We start from the raw sequence: 19,731 nt of genomic DNA, 5'->3' as shown, positions 1-19,731 counted from the left end.
TCACCACTCCACGCGGGGGACGTCCGAGCCCAGGGTCACCCGCCCCCGGCGCCCGTCGGCGAAGACGGCGGTGACGGTCTGGCCGTCGACCGCGACGGCGGGCGCGGGGCCGGGGCCGGCCGCCGACAGGGCGGCCACGACGACGCCGAGAGCGCCCGGAGCCCCGAGGGTGCCGCGCAGCCGGGGCACGAGGGCCCAGTCGCCGTAGGCGGTGCCCGCCGGGGCCCGCACGAGGTCGGCCCGGTCGAAGCCGGTCACCGCGGCCAGCCGGGAGGTGAGCGCGCCGTCGCCCAGGACGACCGCGGTCCCCTCGACCGTCGAGGGCAGGTCGGCGGGCCCGCGGGCGGCCAGCGCCCACCCCGTGACCGCGACCGGCGTACCCGCCGGGACGGCGTCGAAGCGGAAGACCCGGACCTCCCACGCGTCGTGGGCCAGGACCAGCGACAGGACCGCGGCCTGGGGCAGCTCGCCGCCGGTGAACTCGGGCCGGTGCCGGCTGGCCGCCCACCCCGGCCCGGTGCCCAGCGGCTCGAAGGAGTTCCGAACGCCGGTCCGGCCGCGGTCGGTGACGGTCACGGAGTTCTCCGCGACGTTGCCCGCCGACGTCGGGCCCGTCCGTGTGGAGTACGCCAGCCGCGCGTAGAGCGGGTCGACGGCCGCGAGGTGACTGGGGCGGTGGTGGTCCGACCCGTGGTTGTGCACGCGGACCAGGCCGTCGGGCGTGGACTGCACGAGCCACCCGGCGGGCGGGACCGGGGTCGTGGCCGCCGGACCGGCGGCGGGCACGGGTTCCTCGGTCGCGGTCCACAACGGGTGGTCGGGGCCGGCGAGCAGCGCCGTGAACGCCTTGGACGACCAGTACGGCGACGCGGGCCCGGAGTAGGGCTGGACGGTCGCCGCGTGCGGTCCGTACCAGCCGCGGGTCTGGACGCCGTCGGGGGTGGTGCTGCGCCCGGTGAAGTGCTTCAGGGCTCCCGACAGGACCGCCCGGCTCACCCCCGGCGACCACGGGGTCGCCCCGGTCAGGGCCCCCACCGCGACGGAACCGACGGCCGCGTACCGGTAGGTGAGCGACCGCCCCTGGTGCAGGGGTGAGCCGTCGCCGTCGAACGTCAGGACGAACGTCGCCAGGAACTCCTGCAACCGCGCCCCGAACCGCTTCGCGAGGTCGTCCTCGGCCCGCAGGTGCGCGTACAGCACCGGGTACAGGTGCATGGCCCAGCCGACGTAGTGGTCGAACATCCGCCCGTCGCCGTCGGAGTACCAGCCGTCGCCGCGGTACCAGCCCTCCAGCAGTTCCAGGGCCCGCTCGACCGCCCGTGCGGTCTCGGCGTCCCCGCGCCCGACGCCGGTGAGGAACGAGGCGACCGACAGGGGGAACAGGTACCAGTTGTTGGGTGCGGGTTCGTGGCGCAGGGCCTCGCGCAGCCAGTTCTCCACCTGGTCCTGCTCGTCCTCAGACAGCCTGTCCCACAACCACTCGCGCGTGAAGTCCAGGGCCAGGGCGATCGAGGCGGACTCGACGATGGGCTGCCCGCCCTCGTGGATCGACCGGATCACGGGCCAGCTCTCGGCGTCGTCCGCGCCGGGCGTCCGGGTGCCGGCGACCAGGCCGCGGCGGTAGTTCTCCAGGTGCCCGTGCGGGTCGTCGCCGCCGGACCCGGCGACCCGGAACGCGGCCGTCAGGAACGTGCGGGCGAAACCCTCCAGACCGTCGGAGACCCACCCGGCCCGGGCCGGTTCCCCGGGCAGGTCGATGCGGGCGAACCCCGGCGTCGCCCACGGCCGGACGGCCAGCAGCAGGTCGTCGGCAGCGGCGACCCAGTGCTCGCGGGTCCAGCCGGTGACGGGGGACAGTTCCCGGTCCTCGGGGACTGCGGACAGCGGTGGCACGGGTGGTCCTCCAGGGTCGGGCGGTGCGGGTCAGGTGGTGCGGGTCGGGCGGTGCGGGTCAGGCGGTGCGGGACAGGGCGGTCCGGGTCACGGGGTGGGCGAAGGGCCGCCCGGCGGCGAACCGTTCGACCTCTTCGGCGGCGCAGTCCGTCAGGCGGCGCAGCTCGTTGCCGAGGGAGCCGGCCACGTGCGGGGTCAGCAGGACGTTCCGGCACTCCCACAGCGGTGAGTCGGCCGGCAGGGGTTCGGGGTCGGTGACGTCCAGGACCGCCGACAACCGGCCCGAGAGCAGTTCGGCGGTCAGGGCGCCGGCGTCGACGACGGCCCCGCGGGCGGTGTTGACGACCGTCGCCCCGTCGCGCAGCGCGGCCAGGACGCGCGCGTCGACCAGGCCCCGGGTCTCCGGCAGCAGGGGGGTGTGGATGCTGAACACGTCGCTGCGCGCGGCGAGCTCGAGCAGGCCGACGGGTTCGGCGCCGAGCGCGCGCAGTTCGCGGTCGGGGACGTGGGGGTCGTGGACGAGGACCTCGAGGTCGAAGGGCCGCAGCAGGTCCAGGACCCGCCGGCCCACGAGGGAGGCCGACAGGACCCCGACGGTGGCGCCGTGGTTGCCGCCGCGTTCGGCGACGGCGGTCGCGGCGCGGCTGCGCAGCCGCCGGTACTCGTCCGCGGCGGCCAGCACCCTCTTGCCGGCCAGCAGGACGACGGCGAGGGTGTACTCCGCGACGGGGACGGCGTTCGCGGCCGCGGCCGAGGACACGGCGACGCCCCGGTCCCAGGCGGCCTCCCCGACGTGGGCGCGCACCGACCCGGCGGCGTGGACGACGGCCCGCAACCGGGGTGCGGCGGCCAGGACGGCGGCGTCCAGCCGCGGGCACCCCCAGCTGGTGACGAGCACCTCGACGTCGGCCAGGACGGCGCGGGCGGCGGGGCTGGAGAACTCGGTGAGCACTCCCGGGGCGAGCTCGACCGTGCGGCGCAGCCGGTCCAGGAAGTCGGCGTCCACGACCCGGTCGTGGCTCGTGCGGCTCATCGCGAGCGCGGCGCGGATCATGCGGACAGGTTCCCGGCGCCGCGACCGCAGGGTCAAGATCGATCGATCACCGCTGCTCGACCGGTCGGACGCTGTGCCGCTCCACGAGGTGCGGGGCGATCTCCAGGTGCCGGCACGGGGCGTCGGGGGCCGAGGCCCGCCAGGCGAGCAGGTCCACCGCGGCCCGCCCGACCTCCCGCTTGGGCGGGGCCACGGCCGACAGCCGCACGTCCCCCAGCCCGGCCACGACGTCGTCGTAGGCGACGACGCTCACGTCGTCGGGCACCCGCAGGCCCGCGCCCACCAGCCGGGGCACCAGGGACAGCGCGTCGGTGTCGGAGTGGACCAGCAACGCCGTCGCCCCCAGCCGCCGCACGGCCTCGGCCGGGTCGGGGGCCTGCGCGCGGTGGGCGGGGTCGGCGCCGTCGGAGCTGAGCAGCGGCTCGGACAGCACCGGCAACCCCAGCGAGCGCAGCGCCTCGGGGAAGCACCCGCGCAGCGTGCGGGCCGTGGGGGAGTCGTCCCGGCAGAACGCGACGATGCGCCGGTGGCCGTTGGCGCGCAGGTGCGACAGGGCCTGGTGCACGCCCGTCGCGTGGTCGCTGCGCACCGCGTCGCGTTGCGCCAGCAGCGATCCGCGCGGGGCGAAGCGCTCCACCAGGACCAGCGGGACGTGCGGGGGGCACGTGCGGGCGACGACGTCGGCGGCGAGCTCGTCGGGGGTGCGCCAGCGCGGGGCGTACAGGATCCCCGACACGTCCGGCGCCCCGGCCGCGCGCTCGACCGCGGCCCGGGTGGAGGCCTCGTCGCGGGCCACCTCGAGCACGTACCGCCCGCCGTGCGCCGCCACGGCCGCGTCGGCGCCCCGCAGGATCTCGCCGAGGTACCCGCTGGGTTCGCCGATCGCCACGACCCGCCCCAGCGCGGTGGCGTCCGGCCGGGCCGCGCTGACGACCCCGTGCCGGCGGTGCAGGCGCCCGGCCAGGGCCAGCGCCTCGACGTCGCGGCGCACCGTGACGGGCGCGGCGCCCAGCTCGGCGGCCAGGTCGGAGACCCGGGCGGTCCCGCGCGCGGCGACCAGCGCCGCGATCCGTTCCCGCCGGGCCAGCGGACCGTCGGGGGCCGGTCCGGTCGTCTCGGTCATCTCCGGGCTCCTGCGCGTCGGGCGGGGCGTCGACCGGCACTGGTCGATCGATCGGGCCCCACGAACGGTAGCCTCACGACGTGTCGATCCTCGTCGTCCGCCACGGACAGACCGCCTGGAGCCTGTCGGGCCAGCACACCGGCAGCACCGACGTCCCGCTCACGGCCGCGGGGGAGGAGCAGGCGAGGAACCTCGCACCCGTCTTCGCCGGCCGCTCGATCGGGGCCGTCCTCGTCAGCCCCCGCCAGCGCGCCCGGCGCACCGCCGAGCTCGCCGGCCTCACCGGTGCGCGGGTGGACGAGGACCTCGTCGAGTGGGACTACGGCGGCTACGAGGGCCGGACCACCGAGGAGATCTCGGCCGGGATCGGCCGGCCCTGGTCGGTGTGGCACGACGGGGTCGTCCCCGGCGACACCCCGGGTGAGACCGTCCACGAGGTCGCCAACCGGGCCCGTGCGGTCCTGCGCCGCGCCAACGCGCTGGACGGGGACCGCGACGTCGTCCTCGTCGCCCACGGCCACTTCCTGCGCGTCCTGCTCGCGACCTGGCTGGGCCTGTCGCCCACGGCCGGGGCGCTGTTCGCCCTCGAGGCCGGGACGTGGGGGGAGCTGGGGCACGAGCACGAGCGGCAGGTCCTGGTGCGCTGGAGCGTTCCCCCGGTCGGCTGACCCGGTCGGCTCAACTCCTGACGCTGCGTGCCGATGGAGCGGGGTGAGTGCAGCCACCTACGCCTGGGCCTTCGCCGTCCTGGTCACCGTGGTGTCCGCGCTCGCCCTCACCGTCGTCGTGCGCCAGCGCGACCGCGTCCGCGCCGAACTCGTGCGCACCGACCCGCTGACGGGTCTGGGCAACCGCCGCGCCCTGCACGAGACCGCCGAGCCGCTGCTGGCCCGCGGCGCCGGCCTCGGCCTGCTGCTGCTCGACCTCGACGGGTTCAAGGACGTCAACGACACCCTGGGCCACGCCGCGGGCGACGAGGTGCTCGTCCAGGTCTCGCGGGTGCTCGCGGGAACCCTCGGGGACCGCGGCACGATCACCCGCCTGGGCGGGGACGAGTTCGCCGTCCTGGTCCCCGGACCGGACGGCGACGCCGATCTGGAGGTCGTGGCCAAGCGGCTGCTGGCCGGGCTCGCGGTCGGGGGTTTCCACGCCGGGGTGGTTCCGCTGGACCTGCAGGGCAGCATCGGGATCGCCGTGGCCGGCCCCGACGGCCGCACCCTCGGGGAACTGCTGCAGCACGCCGACATCGCCATGTACGCCGCGAAGCGTTCTCGCGTCGGCGTCCTGCGCTACGACGCCGCCACCGACCCGCACTCCGCGGGCGGGCTGGAACTCCTCGGGCAGTTGCGCACGGCCATGGAGGAGGACCACCTCACCCTGCACTACCAGCCCAAGGTGTCCGGCGACGGCGCCCGGCTGCTGGGTTTCGAGGCGCTCGTCCGCTGGGAGCACCCCACGCGGGGTCTGCTGCAGCCGGCCGACTTCCTGCCGTTCGTCGAGCGCACGCACCTCATCCACGCCCTCACCCGCTGGGTCATGATCACCGCGCTGCGTCAGGGCGCGGCGTGGCGGGCCCAGGGGCTGCACACGTCGATGGCGGTGAACGTCTCGGCCGTGAGCCTGGACGCCGGGCTGCTCGGCATCGTCGAGGAGGCGCTCGCCCTGACCCGGTGGGCCCCGCAGGACCTGGTGCTGGAGATCACCGAGACCGCGATCATCCACGACCCCGCCGGGGCCCGGGCCACGGTCGCCGCCCTGCGCGCCCGCGGGGTCCGGGTCGCCGTCGACGACTTCGGGGCCGGGTCGACGAGCCTGGTCCACCTGCGGGGCCTGGCCGTGCACGAGCTCAAGATCGACCGGCAGTTCGTCTCCGAACTCGTCCTGCACCCCGAGGACGACGTCATCGTCTCCTCCGTCATCGCCCTGGCCCACCGGCTCGGTCTCGTCGTCGTGGCCGAGGGCGTCGAGACGCTCGCGACGGCCGACCGGTTGTCGGCCCTGGGGTGCGACGAGCTGCAGGGGTTCTTCTTCGCCCGGCCGCTGCCGCCGGCCCAGGCCCTGGCGTGGGCGCGGGCCGAGGGGCTGGCCGCGGCGGTCGTCGAGCTCCACTGACCGCACGAGGTCGCCCAGAGCGTGACGGCCGCCGCCAGGCAGGCGAGCAGCCGGACCGTGTTCCACCGGCCCCAGGCCCGCGCCCACGCCGCGAAGTCCGGCACGGGGCCCCGGGCGAGCGCGTCGTCGAGCGGGACGTTGCCCGCGATCGTGACCCCCAGGCACCCGAGCAGGTGGAGGGCGCAGCCGAGCGCCGGCCACGGCCGCCCGGCGACGAGGGTCAGGACGGCCAGCAGCAGGCAGCAGGCCCCGGTGCCGAACAGCGCCACCACGAACGGCGCCCGGACGGCGGCGACGTTGACGGCCCGCATCGTCGCGGCCGCCTCCGCCGCGCCGGTGCGGGCGAGGGCCGGCAGCACCAGCCAGGTGAACGCCGCGAACACGCCGGCCACCAGGAGGCAACCGGCGCCTGCGAGCGCGGTGAGGGTCTGCAAGATCCCGGTCACGGGAACCAGTCAACCGTCACCGGCGCCCACGCACGAGGACCGGCAGGCTCAGCCGAGCACGGCGAGCGCGTCGATCTCGACGAGCATCTCCTCGCGCGGCAGACCCGTCACGACGGTGGTCCGGGCGGGCAGGACCCCGGAGGCGCAGTTGCGCGTCACGTACTCGCCGTAGGCCTCGTTCATGGCCGCGAAGTCGTCGCGGGTCGTGAGGTAGACGCGCAGCATGACCACGTCGTCGAACGTGGCGCCTCCCGCGCGCAGGACGGCGTCGACGTTGCGCAGGGTCCGCAGCGTCTGCGCCCTCACGTCGCCGGGGTGCAGGTACTCGTTCGTGGCGGGGTCGACGGGCCCCTGGCCCGAGACCTGCAGGAACGGGCCCTTGCGGACGCCCTGGGAGAACGTGTGCGCAGGTGCCGGGGCGTCGGTGGTCGTGACGGCGGTGCGGTCGGTCGGGCGGTCGCTCATCGTGGACTCTCCTCGGGGGGTCGGTACCCGCAGGCGCGGGAGATGTCCGCGGTCGCGGACAACAGCGGGGGCACGAGCGCCAGCACGGCCTCGTGGGGCAGCAGCACGTCCGGCACGGAGATGGACACCGCGGCCAGGACCCGGCCGTCGGGACCGTGCACCGGGGCGGCGACGCAGTTCACGAAGGTCTCGTTCTCGGCGTGGTCCTGCGCCCACCCGTCGGCGCGCACCGTCTCCACCTCGCGCAGCAGGTCCCCGACGTCCACGAGCGTGCGCGGGGTCAGCCGGGGGCGTTCGACGGCCGCCAGCAGCGCGGCGGCCTCCTCGGGCGGCAGGGCGGCGAGGAACACCTTGCCGACCGCGGTGCAGTGCAGGAGCACGGGGTTGCCGATGCGCGAGGCCATCCGGACGGGGGCCTCGCGCGGTTCGAGCTTGTCGACGTACGTGGCGCGCCGGCCGTCGAACACCGCGACGTGCACGGTCTGGCGCACGGTGTCGCGCAGTTCCCGCAGCCGCGGGGCGGCCGTGGAGCGCACGTCGAGGTCGTCGAGGGCCTGCGCGGCGAGCCGGAACAGGTGCGGGCCCAGGACGTAGCGGTGGTCCGCGCCGTGCTGGACGAGGCCGTGGTCCTCGAGGTCGCGCAGCAGGCGCAGGACGGTGCTCTTGTGGCTGCCCGTGGCCTCGGCGAGGTCGGTCAGCGTCGACGTGCCGTCGGCGACGAGGTCGAGCAGGCGCAGGGCGCGGGCCAGGCTCTGGCTCACCGGGGGACGTGTTCCGGCCGGTCGCCGCGCACGACGAGAGCGGCTGCGGCGCAACGGTGCCCCAGGCGGACGGCGTCGTCGACGGGGAGTTCGCGGACCAGGCCCGCGAGGTAGCCGGCCGCGAAGGCGTCGCCCGCGCCGACGGGTTCGACGACGTCCACGGCCAGGGCGGGCACGTGCCGGTCGGGGGTCCCCGGTTCCAGGACGAGGACCCCGTGCTCCTCCTGCTTGAGCAGGACCCGCCGGGCGCCGGGGAACAGGGCGCGCAGGTCCGCGGGGTCGTCGGTGCCGAACACGGCGCGGGCCTCGTCGGCGCCGAGCAGCAGGTCGTCGGCGGCCCGGGCGAGGTCGCGCAGCGGGGTGTCGTCGCGGTCGCGCCACAGCGCGGGGCGGTGGTTCAGGTCGACCGACAGGACGGCGCCCGTGCCCCGGACCCGCCGGGTGAGCTCGGCGCAGAACCGGGCGGCGGAGTCGGACAGGCCGGCGGTGATCCCGCTGACGTGGACGGTTCCCGCCGCCGCGAGCAGACCGGTCACGACGTCCCCGTCGAGGAACCCGGGGGTCAGGGCCGAGGCGGCGGAGCCGTTGCGGTAGTAGTGCATGCGCGAACGTCGGGATCCGTCCGGCGCGGTGCCGGGGGCCTTGACGTACAACCCCGTCGGGCGGTGCGGGTCGCGTTCGACGGCGCCGACGTCGACGGAGTTCTCGCGCGCGAGGTCCAGGACGTGGTCGCCGAACCCGTCGTCGCCGAGGCGGGAGAGCCAGGCGACGTCGACGCCGAGGCGGCCGAGGGTGAGCGCGACGTTGAGCTCGGCCCCGCCCACGGACCGGACGAAGGTGTCCGCGTCGGCGAGGGGGACGTCGTGCGCGGGGGTCAGGACGACCATCGCCTCGCCGACGCAGACGACCTTTGACCGGGACACGCGGCGATGCTAGAACGAGGCGTCCAAGAGACGCAACGCGCGTTGTGCAGCGTGCAACGGAGGAGTTCGATGGTGTACGACGCGGACGTCCTGGGCGCCCTCGACCCCCGCTTCAAAGCCGTCCCCGTGACGGCCTGGGGCCGCGACGCCGCCGAGTTCGCGGCGAACCGGCCGGGGCTGGCCGACCTGCCGACCCCGCTCGTGACGCTCGACGCGGGCGCGTTGACCTCCAACGTCGAGACCCTGCAGCGGTGGACGCGCGAGGTCGGCGTCGACCTCGCCCCGCACGGCAAGACGACCATGGCTCCCGCCCTCTGGCGGGCGCAGCGCGAGGCCGGGGCCCTGGGCCTGACGGTCGCGACGCCCTGGCAGCTCACGGTGGCGCTGCGCGAGGGTTTCGACTGGGTCATGGCGGCCTACCCGGTGCTCGACCCCGCGGTGCTGCGCTGGCTCTCCTCACCCCGTTCCTCCCGCGTGCTGGTGTGGGCGGACTCGGTCGACGTCGTCGCCGCGATGGCCCCGCACGTCGCCGGCGCCGCGCAACCCCTCGACGTCCTCGTCGAGCTCGGCGGGTTCGGCGGGCGCACCGGGGCCCGGTCCACCGCCGCCGCCGTCGAGGTCGCCCGCGCCGTGGCCGGCACCCCGGGGCTGCGGTTGGCGGGGGTGGCCGGGTACGAGGGCGCCTTCGCGCACGACGCCTCGCCCGCGAGCCTGACCGTGGTGCGCACGTACCTGTCCGACCTGGCCGGGCTGCACCGCCGCCTGCTCGCCGAGGGGCTGTACCCGCCCGTGCCCGGCGGGATCGTCGTGTCCGCCGGGGGCAGCGCGTACTTCGACCTCGTCGCCGACGTCCTCGCCGGGCTGCACGACCCGGCCGGCGGCGTGCGGGTCGTGCTGCGGTCGGGGGCGTACGTCGCCCACGACGACGGTTTCTACCGCTCCATCACGCCGATGGGCCGGCTCGACGCGGGGGAACTGCGGTCGGCGGTGCACGGCTGGGTGCGCGTCGTCTCCCGGCCCGAACCCGGCCTCGCCCTGGCCGACGCGGGCAAGCGGGACCTGCCCTTCGACGAGGGGCTGCCCGTCGTCCAGGCCGTCCGCCGCGCCGGTTCCGGCGACACGGTTCCCGTCGAGGAGTTCGCGGTGAGCGCCCTGAACGACCAGCACGCGTTCGTGCGGTTCCCCGCCGAGCTCGACCTGCGCGTCGGGGACGTGCTGCGGCTGGGGTTGTCGCACCCCTGCACGACGTTCGACAAGTGGGGGCTGCTGCCCGTCGTCGACGACGCCCGCGCGGCGCAGCCCGTGCTCGTCGACTGGGTGCGCACGGAGTTCGGGTGAGGGGCGCCGCGTGAACCTCCTCGTCCGCGGGGCCTCGGTGGTCGACGGGACCGGATCGCCCGCCCGCCGGGGGGACCTGCTCGTCGTCGACGGGCGCATCGCCGAGGTCGGCACGGTCGAGACGGCCGGGGCCCGGGTCCTCGACGCGTCCGGGCTCGTCCTGGCGCCAGGTTTCATCGACCTGCACGCGCACTCCGACCTCGCCGTCCTCACCGACCCGCAGCACCTGGCGAAGACGACGCAGGGCGTCACCACGGAGGTCGTCGGGCAGGACGGGCTGAGCTACGCCCCCGTCGACGACGCGGCCCTGGACGTGCTGCGCGAGCAGCTCGCCGGCTGGAACGGGGTCCCCGACCTCGACTGGGACTGGCGCACCGTGGGGGAGTACCTCGACCGCGTCGACGCCGGGACCGCCGTCAACGTCGCGTACCTCGTGCCGCAGGGCACCGTGCGGATGGTCGTCGTGGGCACCTCCGACCGCGCGGCGACCCCGGCGGAACTCGTGCGCATGCAGGAGCTCGTGGCGGCCGGGATGGCCGAGGGGGCCTTCGGGATGTCCAGCGGTCTCACCTACACCCCCGGGATGTACGCCGACACCGACGAACTCGTGGTGCTGTGCGAGGTCGTCGCGCGGCACGGGGGTTTCTACGCCCCGCACCAGCGGTCCTACGGCCGGGGCGCGCTGGAGGCGTACGCGGAGGTGGTCGAGGTGGCCCGCCGGTCCGGGGCCGCGCTGCACCTGACGCACGCCACGATGAACTTCGCGGTCAACGCCGGGCGCGCGCCGGAGTTCCTGGCCCTGGTCGACCGGGCGCTGGCCGAGGGGATCGACGTCACCCTCGACACCTACCCCTACCTGCCGGGATCGACGACGCTGGCGGCCGTGCTGCCGAGCTGGGCCTCGGCGGGCGGGCCGTCCGAGACCCTGCGCCGGCTGGACGACCCGCAGGCGCGGGAACGGATCCGGGACGCGCTGGAGGTCACCGGGTCCGACGGGTGCCACGGCGTCGTCGCCGAGTGGGACACGCTGCAGGTCTCCGGGGTGCGGCACCGCGAACTCGACGCCGTGGTCGGGTCCACGATCGCCGGCCTCGCCCGCGAGCGGGGCGCGGAACCGTTCGACGTGTTCGCCGACCTGCTGCGCCGCGACCGGCTGGGCACGACGATCCTGCAGCACGTCGGCCACGAGGAGAACGTCCGCGCCATCATGAGGCACCCCCGGCACACGGGCGGCAGCGACGGCCTGCTCGTCGGCGCGAAACCCCACCCCCGCGCCTGGGGGACGTTCGCGCACTACCTGGGCCACTACGTGCGCGAGGAGCGGGTCCTGGGGCTGGAGGAGTGCGTGGCGCACCTGACCTCGCGGCCCGCGCGCCGGCTGGGGTTGACGGACCGGGGGGTGCTGCGGCCCGGCGCCGTCGCCGACCTGGTGCTGTTCGACCCGTCCACGGTGGCCGCGGGCGCGACGTTCGAGCACCCCCGGCGGCAGGCCGTGGGGATCCCGCACGTGTTCCTCGGCGGGGTTCCCGTGGTGGCCGACGGGGTGCGGACCGACGCCGTGCCGGGGCGGTCGCTGCGGCACGGCCGGGAGTGTTGACGCCCTCCTCGCGGCTGCCCCACACTCGTCGACGCGAACACGATCCGCCATCCACTGGGTTCCACTGCGACGGCCGGGTGCGCCCGGGGTCTGGGGAAGAGATGGTCGAGCAGGGCAGGACTCGTCGTCGAACCGCACGCACCGCCTCGGGGGTCGTGCTGGTCCTCCTCGGGCTGGCGCTGGCGCTGCTGCCGGAGGACTGGATCGAGAGGACCCTGGGGTTCGCACCGGACGCCGGCTCCGGGGCGCTCGAGGTGCTCCTGGTGCTCGTGCCGCTCGTGCTGGGGGTGCTGCTGCTCACACCCCCGCTCGTCCACCGGGTCCGGCGCGCGGCACGGTCGGGGCGCTGACCCGCCGTGGCCGACGACCCGACCATCCGGTGGCACCAGGCGACGCTGTCGGGCATCTCGATCGACGAGCCGGCCGACGCCTGGCACTCGGGGCACGTGAGCGACGTCGTGCAGTTGAGCGACACCCCGGACGGCGTGGTGATCGCCACGGAGACCGGCGGCGTGTGGGCGGTCGTGGGTTCGGGCAACGGGCTGCCCCTGAGCGACACCTGGGACACCCCGGACGTCGAGGCCCTGGCCGTGGGGCCGGACGGCCCCCGGCACCTGTTCGCCGGCTGCTCCAAGCGGTACTCCAGCGCCGAGGACGGCGCCGCGGGCGTCCTGCTCGAGACCGACCCGGGAGCCACTGCGGCCCTGCTGAGCTGGAGCGTCGTCCCGGGGTTCCCACCCGACGCGGGGCTCGTCCGGCGCATCGTCGTGCTGCCCGCGCGCCGCACGATCGTCGTCGCGTGCTCCGCGAGCCCGAACGGCACCGGCGGCGTCTTCTGGGCGGTCGTGCCCGCCTCGCGCCTCGCGCCGGGAGACCCCCCGCGAGCGCCGTACACCTGGCGCGCCGCGACGTTCGACGTCCCGTGCGCCACGGGGTTCTGGGACGTCGCGGTCGCCTCGCGCAGCGGGCGCACGGAACGCGCCCGGCTGGAGGACCCCGACGACATCCTCGTCTCGGCGGCCGGTTCCGGCGGCGGTGGCCTCTACACCGGTCGCTGGGTGGCGGGAGAACTCGCCTTCGAGCGGGCGCAGGTCGCCTACGACGACGGCACCGACGCCGGCCCGGTCTTCTTCGCGAACTGCGGGACGTCGTCGGTCTCCTCCTGCGCCGGGCGCCCGAACGTCGTGTGGTCGTGCACCGCCTGGCCGGACGGCCGGCTCAGCTCGGTCCAGCGCTCGACCGACGGGGGGCGGAACTGGACGTACTGCGACGCCCTGATGGTCGACGCGACCGGGCCCCTGGACCTGCTGCACCTGCGCGCGGGGGACCAGGGCGGGGACTGGAACAACCGGATCGCCGCGCACCCGGGCAACGTGGGGATGGCGGCGCTCGGCTGGCGCGCCGGTCCCTTCCTCACCCTCGACTCCGGGGCGACCTGGCGGCTCGTCACCGACCCGGTCCACAGCCACTCCGACCTGCACGCCCTGCTCTTCACCCAGGACGTGCCCGACTCCATCGGTTCCCTGCTCGTGGGCAGCGACGGCGGCCTGCTGCGGGTGGACCTCGACCGCTTCCTCGGGCTGCAGCCCGACGCCTTCAGCAGCGCCGCGAACCGGGGCCTGCCGACCCTGCAGTGCTACTCCGGCCTGATCCGCCAGTTCTACGGCTCCGCGGGGGCCTCGGCCGCGCTGCCCGGTGTCGTGGCCACCGGCCTGCAGGACAACGGCAACGTCACCTGCACGCTCCAGCCGCTCACGCCGTGGCGCAAGGTCGACGGTGGGGACGGCGGGTGGAACGCCGTGCTCGCCGACGGGGCCCTCGTGCGCAACGTCATGGGCACGGCGGTCGCCGACGCGGCGGGAACGGTGCCGGTGACGCGCCCCGCGCCCGATCCGGGTGGTGTCGTCGGACCGGTGGGCGAACCCGTCCTCGTCCCGACCCGCCGCAACGCCGACGGGTCGCTCATGCTCGCGGTCGTCGCGACCGGCGTGGCCGTGTACGGGCTGTTCGGGGACGGGGCCACGCCTCCCGTCCACACCCTCGAACTGCTCGGGACGCTGCCGGCGGGGCAGTCCGCCACCGCGCTCGGCTCGGTGCTCGGGTTCCAGGTCCTCGTGGGTACGCAGTCCGGGAAGCTGTACGTCGTCGACCCCGCCGCCGGCACCGTCACCGAGCAGACGGTGACCCTGCCGAAGACCGGGCCCGGCCGGGTCATGGCCGGCGGCGCCGTCGTCCGGGTCGTGGGGTTCAGCGACGGGACGCAACTCGTGGTCCTCGTCGGGGCGGTGGAGACCCGCACCGGTCCGGTGGGCCCCCTGCCGCCGCTCCCGCTGCCCGTCCCGCCCACGACGTACGTCCTCGCCAGCGACGGCACCTCGTGGAGCCCGACCCTCGGTCTGGGCCTGCCCAACGAGCCGGTCTACGGCTGCACGACCGTCGAGGCACCGGGCACCCGGCTCGCGCGCGGGGTCCTCCTCGCGCTGGACTCCACCGCCTACGTGAGCAGGGACGACGGGCAGACCTGGCAGCGGGCCGGTGAGGGACTGCCGGCGCGACCGCACTGCGCCGACCTGCGCTACGCGGCGCACCCCGCGGACATCGGCGGGACGATCCTCCTGACGACCTACGGCCGCTCGCTCTGGCGCGCCGACCTGGGCTGAGCGAGGGGCCCGTCCACCGCAACGACGGCGCCGCCTCCGGCCGGTGCACCCCAGCACCGCGATCGAGGACGGCCGCACCGCCTTCGACGCACTGAACTCCCTCGATCGCCGTGGCGGGTTCCTCGATCGCGGTGGGGGCGGGGTCAGGTCGGAGACAACGCCGCCTCCGGCCGGTGCACCCCGCGGGGCCGGTACCCGAGCACGTCGGAGAACCCGCACAGGTCGGCCAGCAACCACACGATGGCCAGCCACATCTCGGTGCCCTGCAGCCCCGGTCCGCGGCCGACGGCGAAGGCGAAACCCTGCCCGTCGCGCCAGTGCCGCAGCGCCTCGGCGAGCAGGCCGCGGGCCGCCTCGACGACCTCGGCGCGCCGGTGGGCGGTCTGCTTGCCGGCCAGCCACAGCGGGTGGGCGACGTCGAGGACGTTGCAGGCGTTGCGGCGGTCGGGGGCGAACACCTGCTCGTCGCGCAGGTGGGCCAGGACGGTGTCGACGAGGCGCTCGGGGTGGGGCAGGGGCACCCCGAACTGCGCGAACGTCCCGCGCGAGGCGCGGTAGAAACCGTTGACGACCTGCAGCGCCCCTTCTCCGGCGGCCGCGGTGCCCCAGGCGCCCGTGCGCGGGTCGGCGTGGAGGGCGAGCCAGCCGAACAGCGCCTCGAGGGTGCCGGGCGCCCCGGGTTCGTCGCGGGCGAGGTTCCAGCGGAACGCCGTCCCGATCGCGTCGACCCAGGCCCCGGCGCCCCAGGCGCGCGTGGTCCACGGCAACGCCGCCAGGTGCGCCAGGAGGTCGGCGGGGGTCATCTGCGCGACGTACCGCACGGGGTGCGCGAACTCCCGGCCGTGCAGGTCGAGCGCGTACCCGACGCACAGGAGGTGGTAGAGCACGTTCCCGTCGCCGGGGTCGGGGGTGCCCGGGACCGGGTGCCCGTCGGCGTCGAACAGCGCGACGAGCCCGTTCCCCGGGTCCTGAAGCCCCTGCAGCCGCGTCAGCTGCTCCTCCAGCGGCAGTTGCGGGGGTGCGCCGTCGAGCAGGTACGCCGCGACCTCCAGGGCGTCGCACTGGGCGCGCACGGTGGGGCCCGCGCCGGGGCGGTCGACGAACTGCCCGCCCGGCAGCGCGGGGTCCCAGCACCGCGCGAGCACGTCACCGGCCTGGGACCGCGCCCGCCGTTCGAACGCGGTCAGCGCGGCGGCCAGGTCGTCGGAGGACCCGGCGGGGGGAACCCGCCAGCGGATCCGGCGGGCGGGGTTCCCGCCGACGATCGCGCCCGCGGGCACGTCCTTCGTCACGACGGCCCCGGCCGCGAGCACCGCGTGGTCGCCGACGTGCACGCCGTCGAGGACGACGACGTGCGACCCGATCCACACGTCGTCGCCGACGACGATCCCGCGCGAGCTGAGCGGCTGCCGGAACACCTCGGTGCCCGGCTCGATGCCGTGGTTGAAACCGAGCAGGGACGTGTGGGCTCCGATGCGGACCCCGTCGCCGCCGGTGACGTTCCCGCGCACGACGGCGCCGACGTTGACGGTGGAGTCCGCACCGAGGCGCACCGACCCGCTGACGTAGGCGTTGGCGGCGACGTAGGTGCGCTCGCCGAGGGTGAGGTCTTCGGTCTCGACGGCGGCCAGCGGGGAGACGAAGCAGTCCTCACCGAGGGTCCAGGCGTGCGCGGCCGTGAACTCGCGCTGGGCCGCGCGTTCCGCGTCGGTCGCCTCGCGCCGGAAGCGCCAGGGCTCGACGTCCAGACCGTGCGCCCCGCGCGCGGGTGGGCCGCTGCGGGAGGTGCTGTCCGGGGTGCTGAGGTCGATGGTCACCGGGTCCTCCACCGTTGGAGTCGGGAAAGCGTTTGCCGCCACGCTAGCACCAGGAGCCCGTCCTTGACAGGCAAGTTCGTACTTGCCTAACTTCGTGAACGGTGGACGAGGTGTTCAGGGCGCTGGCGGACCCGACCCGTCGCGCGATCCTCGACGAGCTGACCGCGCGCAGCGGGCAGACGCTCTTCGAGCTGCGGGTGCGGCTGATCGAGAACCACGGCTCGGGGTCGTCCCGGCAGGCGGTCTCCCAGCACCTCGCGGTCCTGCAGGAGGCCGGGCTCGTCGTGGCGCGCCGCGAGGGCCGCTACACCTTCCTGAACTTGGACACCTCGCCGCTGGAGGAGTTCGTGCGGGACGTCGAGCAGAGGTGGAGGCCGTCGTGAGGATCGCGTACACGAGCGTGTTCGTGCAGGACCAGGACCGGGCGCTGGAGTTCTACACCGGGGTCCTGGGCTTCGTGAAGAAGGTCGAGGTGCCGCTGGGGGAGCACCGGTGGCTGACCGTCGTCTCGCCCGAGGACCCGGACGGCGCCGAGCTCGTCCTCGAGCCGGACGAGCACCCCGCCGCCCGCGCCTTCGCCGCCGCCCTGGTCGCCGACGGGATCCCGTGCACGTCCTTCGTCGTGGCCGACGCGCGGGCCGAGGCGGCACGGCTGGCGGCCCTCGGGGTCGTCTTCACCCAGCCGGCCACCGTGCTGGGGCCGGTCACCACGGCCGTCCTCGACGACACCGTCGGCAACCTGGTCCAGATCCAGTCGGTGAACCCGTAGTCGCCCACCTCTTCACTTCCGCACAGTAGCGATATATCGTTGAGGCATCGCGAGGCACTCGGCCCCGTGATGACACGGAGGTGCAGCCATGAGAGGCGACAAGTTCGCACGAGGGTTCCCCGGCGGCTGGGGCGGGCAGTTCGAGCACGCCCGCGGCCACCGGCCCGGTGGGGGCGGCCCGTTCGGCGGGTTCGGCCCCGGTTTTCCGTTCGACCTGGGCGGGTTCGGCTTCGAGGGCCGCGGCCGCGGCGGTCCCGGGCGCGGCGGGGGCCGGCGCCCGCGCGGCGACGTCCGCGCGGCCGTCCTCGTCCTGCTCGGCGAGGGCCCCAGCAACGGGTACCGCATCATCGGCGAGGTCACCCGCCGCAGCGAGGGGGAGTGGAAGCCCAGCCCCGGCTCGGTCTACCCGATCCTGCAGCAGCTGCAGGACGAGGGGCTGGTCGCGGCGGACCCCGCCGACCCCAAGCAGTTCACCCTGACCGACGAGGGCCGGGCGTACGTCGAGCGGGAGTACGGCGACACCCCGCCGCCGTGGGAGACGCTCGACGGCGGTCCCGACCGCGAGCGGGTGCACGAGTTCCGTCGTCAGCTCGCGGCGCTGGCCATGACGTACAAGCAGATCGAGGTCTCCGGCCGGGCGGGCGACGTCCGGCGAGCGGGCGACGTCCTGGAGAAGGCGCGCCGGGAGCTGCTCGCGATCCTGGCCGAGGACCTCAGGGAGACGCCGGAAGGATGACCCTCGGGGTCGCCACGACGGGGCTGAGGGCGTGCACCAGCGGCACCTGCCGCCCGTCCCGCAGGAGCGCGGGCAGCAGGTCGGCGCGCGCCGCGAGGTTGACCGCCACCTCGTGCACCGGTCCGCCCCCGCGGACGGGGCCGGTGGAGGCCCTCGCGCCGTCGAGGTGGTGGCGCACGTGCTCGGTGACCCACTCGGGGGCGACCACCACGTCGGTCGTGGTGGTCAGCACCACGGTCGAGCCCGCGTGCCGGACGCGGGCCGCCAGCGCCCGGGCCGACCGGGCCCGCAGGTCGCCGCGGCCCGTCGCCCCGTGGTGGTGCCGGACCGTGAGCTCGACGTCGTCGAGCAGGTTCACCAGCGGCGCCCAGCTGCGCAGCACGGGCCGCAGCGCCGCGGCGCCGGCCGAGGTCGACACGACGATCGTCGTGGGGGTCCCGGCGGCGGCGCTCTCGTCCGCGGCCGCCACCAGGTGCTCGAGGCACGTCTCGAGGACCGGCAGGTCCGCCGGGGTCGTCGGGAGCACGACGTAGGCCCGGGTCACCGGCACGACGCACACCGCCCTTCTGGCTTCCGCTGGAGCACTGCTCTGTCCACTCAGCGTTGGTGTCGGTGATCAGGGGCCGGAGCTTGAACGTCCGTGCGCGACCCGTCCCGCGGGTGCCCGCGCGTTCGCTCAGCGTGCGCCCGCCCGACACCCGGCCGTCACCCGCGGCGGGGCGTCGTGTCGGAGGACGGTGCCAGGCTGGCGGGGTGAGCGAGACGGAGCTGGGCACCGGGATCGAGATCAGCCGCGCCGACGCGCCCGACCTGCGGGGGCGGGCGGGCTACGACCCGCGGTTCCTCGCGCCGGGACCGTACGTCCCGCTGCCCGAACCGCTCGACGGGGCCCGGGTCGAGGTCCTGGACTACACCCACTTCTCGGTCGTCCACCGTCCGGACCGGCGGCTGGCGGCGGCCACCGTCGTCGCGATCGACGGGTCCGCCCTGGTCGACGTCCCCCGCAGCGACGACCGGTGGTTCCTCGACCCGCGGATCGGGCCGGATGAGCAGGCGGGGGCCGAGCTCTACGCCCGCAACGACTTCGACCGCGGGCACCTCGTGCGCCGGCGCGACCCCGGCTGGGGGCCCGAGGCCGGGCGGGCGAACGCGGACACGTTCTCCTACGCCAACGCCGCGCCGCAGGCCTCGACGTTCAACCAGTCGATGGAGCTGTGGCTCGGCCTGGAGGACCACGTCCTGGCCTACGCCCGGCGGTGGGACGCCCGGCTCGTCGTCGTGACCGGGCCGGTCTTCGCCGACGACGACCCGGAGTACCGCGGGGTGCGGGTCCCGCGGCGCTTCTACAAGATCGCCGCCTACCTGCTCCCGCAGCCGGCCGACCTCGACCCCGACGAGGAGGTGTCGGTGCTGGCGAGCGCGGGTTTCGTCCTCGACCAGACGCCGCTCGTCGAGCAGATCGTCGGGGCGCGCAGCGCGCAGCAGGTCGAGCTCGGCGGGTTCCGCACGTTCCAGGTGCCCGTGGCGGACATCGGGGACCTGACCCGGCTCGACCTCGGCCCGCTCGTGGCGGCCGACCGGCTGCCGGTCCTCGTGCCGGCCGCGGCCGGCGACGAGGTCCCCGCGTGGCGCCCCCTCGCGGGCGCGGGGGACCTCGTGCTCTGATCCACCGTGTGACGGCGGAGTGGTGGGAGAGGTCGCGGGCGGCGGAGACGGCGCGGGCGCGCGAGATGCTGCGCGGGTTCGCCGCCGAACTGCTGCGTCGCGGCCTGGACCCCGGCCCGTTGAGGGCCCGTGCGGGCTCGGCCCGCTACCGCACCGACGTCGTCGGCTGGTACCTGCGGGCGAACGGTTCCCTGGGGGTGGGGCCGGCGGGGGAGTACTACGTGCTCGACGTCGCGCCGAGCCTGGCGGCGCGGTTCCGCGGGGTCCACGTGGACCCCGCGGAACCGCCCCTGCAGGTCGGTCGCGGGGCGAGGGACGGCGAGTCGGTGGAACTCGCCGAACTCCTGCGCCTCAGGCTCGCCGAACTGTGAC

At 75.6% G+C, this 19,731-nt stretch carries 19 protein-coding genes and 1 pseudogene; 11 read left to right on the top strand and 9 right to left on the bottom strand.

Annotation, left to right across the window (positions count from 1 at the left end):
• Genes CLV37_RS12165 through CLV37_RS12155 form a run of 3 tightly spaced genes read right to left on the bottom strand, consistent with a single transcriptional unit; the run spans nt 1 to nt 4,070 of the window.
• Complete coding sequence (locus tag CLV37_RS12165; RefSeq protein WP_106210599.1) at nt 1-1,893, bottom strand: DUF2264 domain-containing protein; 1,893 nt, start codon at nt 1,891-1,893, stop codon at nt 1-3.
• Between the two features lie 58 nt (nt 1,894-1,951).
• The gene (locus CLV37_RS12160) at nt 1,952-2,947 is read right to left on the bottom strand and encodes a hydroxyacid dehydrogenase (protein ID WP_106210597.1); all 996 of its coding nucleotides are present in this window, start codon (nt 2,945-2,947) and stop codon (nt 1,952-1,954) included.
• A 46-nt stretch (nt 2,948-2,993) separates the two neighbouring features.
• A complete protein-coding gene (locus CLV37_RS12155; RefSeq protein WP_106210595.1) occupies nt 2,994-4,070 on the bottom strand; it encodes a substrate-binding domain-containing protein in 1,077 nt (358 codons plus the stop codon).
• An 80-nt stretch (nt 4,071-4,150) separates the two neighbouring features.
• Here CLV37_RS12155 and CLV37_RS12150 point away from each other — a divergent pair, with 80 nt between their 5' ends.
• The gene (locus CLV37_RS12150; RefSeq protein WP_106210593.1) at nt 4,151-4,738 is read left to right on the top strand and encodes a histidine phosphatase family protein; all 588 of its coding nucleotides are present in this window, start codon (nt 4,151-4,153) and stop codon (nt 4,736-4,738) included.
• 43 nt (nt 4,739-4,781) lie between these two features.
• Entirely contained in the window at nt 4,782-6,182 is a 1,401-nt protein-coding gene (locus CLV37_RS12145) for a putative bifunctional diguanylate cyclase/phosphodiesterase (RefSeq protein ID WP_106210591.1), read from the top strand.
• 35 nt (nt 6,183-6,217) lie between these two features.
• On the opposite strand, the pseudogene CLV37_RS29000 reads toward CLV37_RS12145, so the two are convergent.
• The 4 genes and pseudogenes from CLV37_RS29000 to CLV37_RS12125 form a co-directional block, all read right to left on the bottom strand.
• Nucleotides 6,218-6,493 (bottom strand): annotated as a pseudogene (locus CLV37_RS29000) (anthrone oxygenase family protein); the annotation flags it as partial.
• Between the two features lie 183 nt (nt 6,494-6,676).
• On the bottom strand, nt 6,677-7,093 hold the full coding sequence (locus CLV37_RS12135; RefSeq protein ID WP_106210590.1) for a RidA family protein: 417 nt from the start codon (nt 7,091-7,093) through the stop codon (nt 6,677-6,679).
• A complete protein-coding gene (locus CLV37_RS12130; RefSeq protein WP_106210588.1) occupies nt 7,090-7,854 on the bottom strand; it encodes an IclR family transcriptional regulator in 765 nt (254 codons plus the stop codon). Before CLV37_RS12130 ends, CLV37_RS12135 begins: the two co-directional genes overlap by 4 nt.
• A complete protein-coding gene (locus CLV37_RS12125; RefSeq protein WP_146149381.1) occupies nt 7,851-8,777 on the bottom strand; it encodes a sugar kinase in 927 nt (308 codons plus the stop codon). The genes CLV37_RS12130 and CLV37_RS12125 overlap by 4 nt, the downstream gene beginning before the upstream one ends.
• Nucleotides 8,778-8,846: 69 nt before the next feature.
• On the opposite strand from CLV37_RS12125, the gene CLV37_RS12120 reads away from it, so the two are divergent.
• The 4 genes from CLV37_RS12120 (at nt 8,847) to CLV37_RS12105 (ending at nt 14,372) form a co-directional block, all read left to right on the top strand.
• Nucleotides 8,847-10,115 (top strand): type III PLP-dependent enzyme domain-containing protein, encoded by a 1,269-nt coding sequence (locus CLV37_RS12120; protein WP_106210584.1) that lies wholly within the window; start codon nt 8,847-8,849, stop codon nt 10,113-10,115.
• Nucleotides 10,116-10,125: 10 nt separating this feature from the next.
• On the top strand, nt 10,126-11,712 hold the full coding sequence (locus CLV37_RS12115; protein ID WP_106210582.1) for an N-acyl-D-amino-acid deacylase family protein: 1,587 nt from the start codon (nt 10,126-10,128) through the stop codon (nt 11,710-11,712).
• Nucleotides 11,713-11,867: 155 nt separating this feature from the next.
• Nucleotides 11,868-12,062, top strand: a complete 195-nt coding sequence (locus CLV37_RS12110) for a hypothetical protein (RefSeq protein WP_106210580.1) — start codon at nt 11,868-11,870, stop codon at nt 12,060-12,062.
• 6 nt (nt 12,063-12,068) lie between these two features.
• The gene (locus CLV37_RS12105; protein ID WP_106210578.1) at nt 12,069-14,372 is read left to right on the top strand and encodes a beta propeller repeat protein; all 2,304 of its coding nucleotides are present in this window, start codon (nt 12,069-12,071) and stop codon (nt 14,370-14,372) included.
• A gap of 143 nt (nt 14,373-14,515) precedes the next feature.
• On the opposite strand, the gene CLV37_RS12100 is transcribed toward CLV37_RS12105, so the two are convergent.
• A complete protein-coding gene (locus CLV37_RS12100; RefSeq protein ID WP_245885372.1) occupies nt 14,516-16,189 on the bottom strand; it encodes an acyltransferase in 1,674 nt (557 codons plus the stop codon).
• 101 nt (nt 16,190-16,290) lie between these two features.
• Between CLV37_RS12100 and CLV37_RS12095 the strand changes: the two genes are divergently transcribed.
• The 3 genes from CLV37_RS12095 to CLV37_RS12085 all read left to right on the top strand — a co-directional run bounded on the left by CLV37_RS12095 (nt 16,291) and on the right by CLV37_RS12085 (nt 17,694).
• A complete protein-coding gene (locus tag CLV37_RS12095) occupies nt 16,291-16,572 on the top strand; it encodes an ArsR/SmtB family transcription factor (RefSeq protein WP_106210576.1) in 282 nt (93 codons plus the stop codon).
• Nucleotides 16,569-16,958 carry a VOC family protein gene (locus tag CLV37_RS12090; protein ID WP_106210790.1) on the top strand — a complete coding sequence of 130 codons (390 nt, stop codon included), beginning with the start codon at nt 16,569-16,571 and terminating at the stop codon, nt 16,956-16,958. Before CLV37_RS12095 ends, CLV37_RS12090 begins: the two co-directional genes overlap by 4 nt.
• 88 nt (nt 16,959-17,046) lie before the next feature.
• On the top strand, nt 17,047-17,694 hold the full coding sequence (locus CLV37_RS12085) for a PadR family transcriptional regulator (protein WP_106210574.1): 648 nt from the start codon (nt 17,047-17,049) through the stop codon (nt 17,692-17,694).
• Here CLV37_RS12085 and CLV37_RS12080 read toward each other — a convergent pair.
• Nucleotides 17,672-18,244, bottom strand: coding sequence for a hypothetical protein (locus CLV37_RS12080; protein WP_170127218.1), 573 nt, complete (start codon nt 18,242-18,244; stop codon nt 17,672-17,674). The two genes, CLV37_RS12085 and CLV37_RS12080, sit on opposite strands and share 23 nt — an antisense overlap.
• Nucleotides 18,245-18,447: 203 nt before the next feature.
• On the opposite strand from CLV37_RS12080, the gene CLV37_RS12075 reads away from it, so the two are divergent.
• Nucleotides 18,448-19,359 carry a DNA/RNA non-specific endonuclease gene (locus CLV37_RS12075; RefSeq protein WP_106210570.1) on the top strand — a complete coding sequence of 304 codons (912 nt, stop codon included), beginning with the start codon at nt 18,448-18,450 and terminating at the stop codon, nt 19,357-19,359.
• 8 nt (nt 19,360-19,367) lie between these two features.
• Nucleotides 19,368-19,730: a hypothetical protein gene (locus CLV37_RS12070; protein ID WP_211298586.1), complete on the top strand. Its 363-nt coding sequence runs from the start codon at nt 19,368-19,370 to the stop codon at nt 19,728-19,730.
• The last annotated feature ends 1 nt before the right edge of the window (nt 19,731 follow it).

Source organism: Kineococcus rhizosphaerae, from assembly GCF_003002055.1.
GTDB lineage: Bacteria > Actinomycetota > Actinomycetes > Actinomycetales > Kineococcaceae > Kineococcus > Kineococcus rhizosphaerae.
Note: the sequence above shows the minus strand (reverse complement) of the source record. Positions and strands in the feature narration are given on the sequence as shown.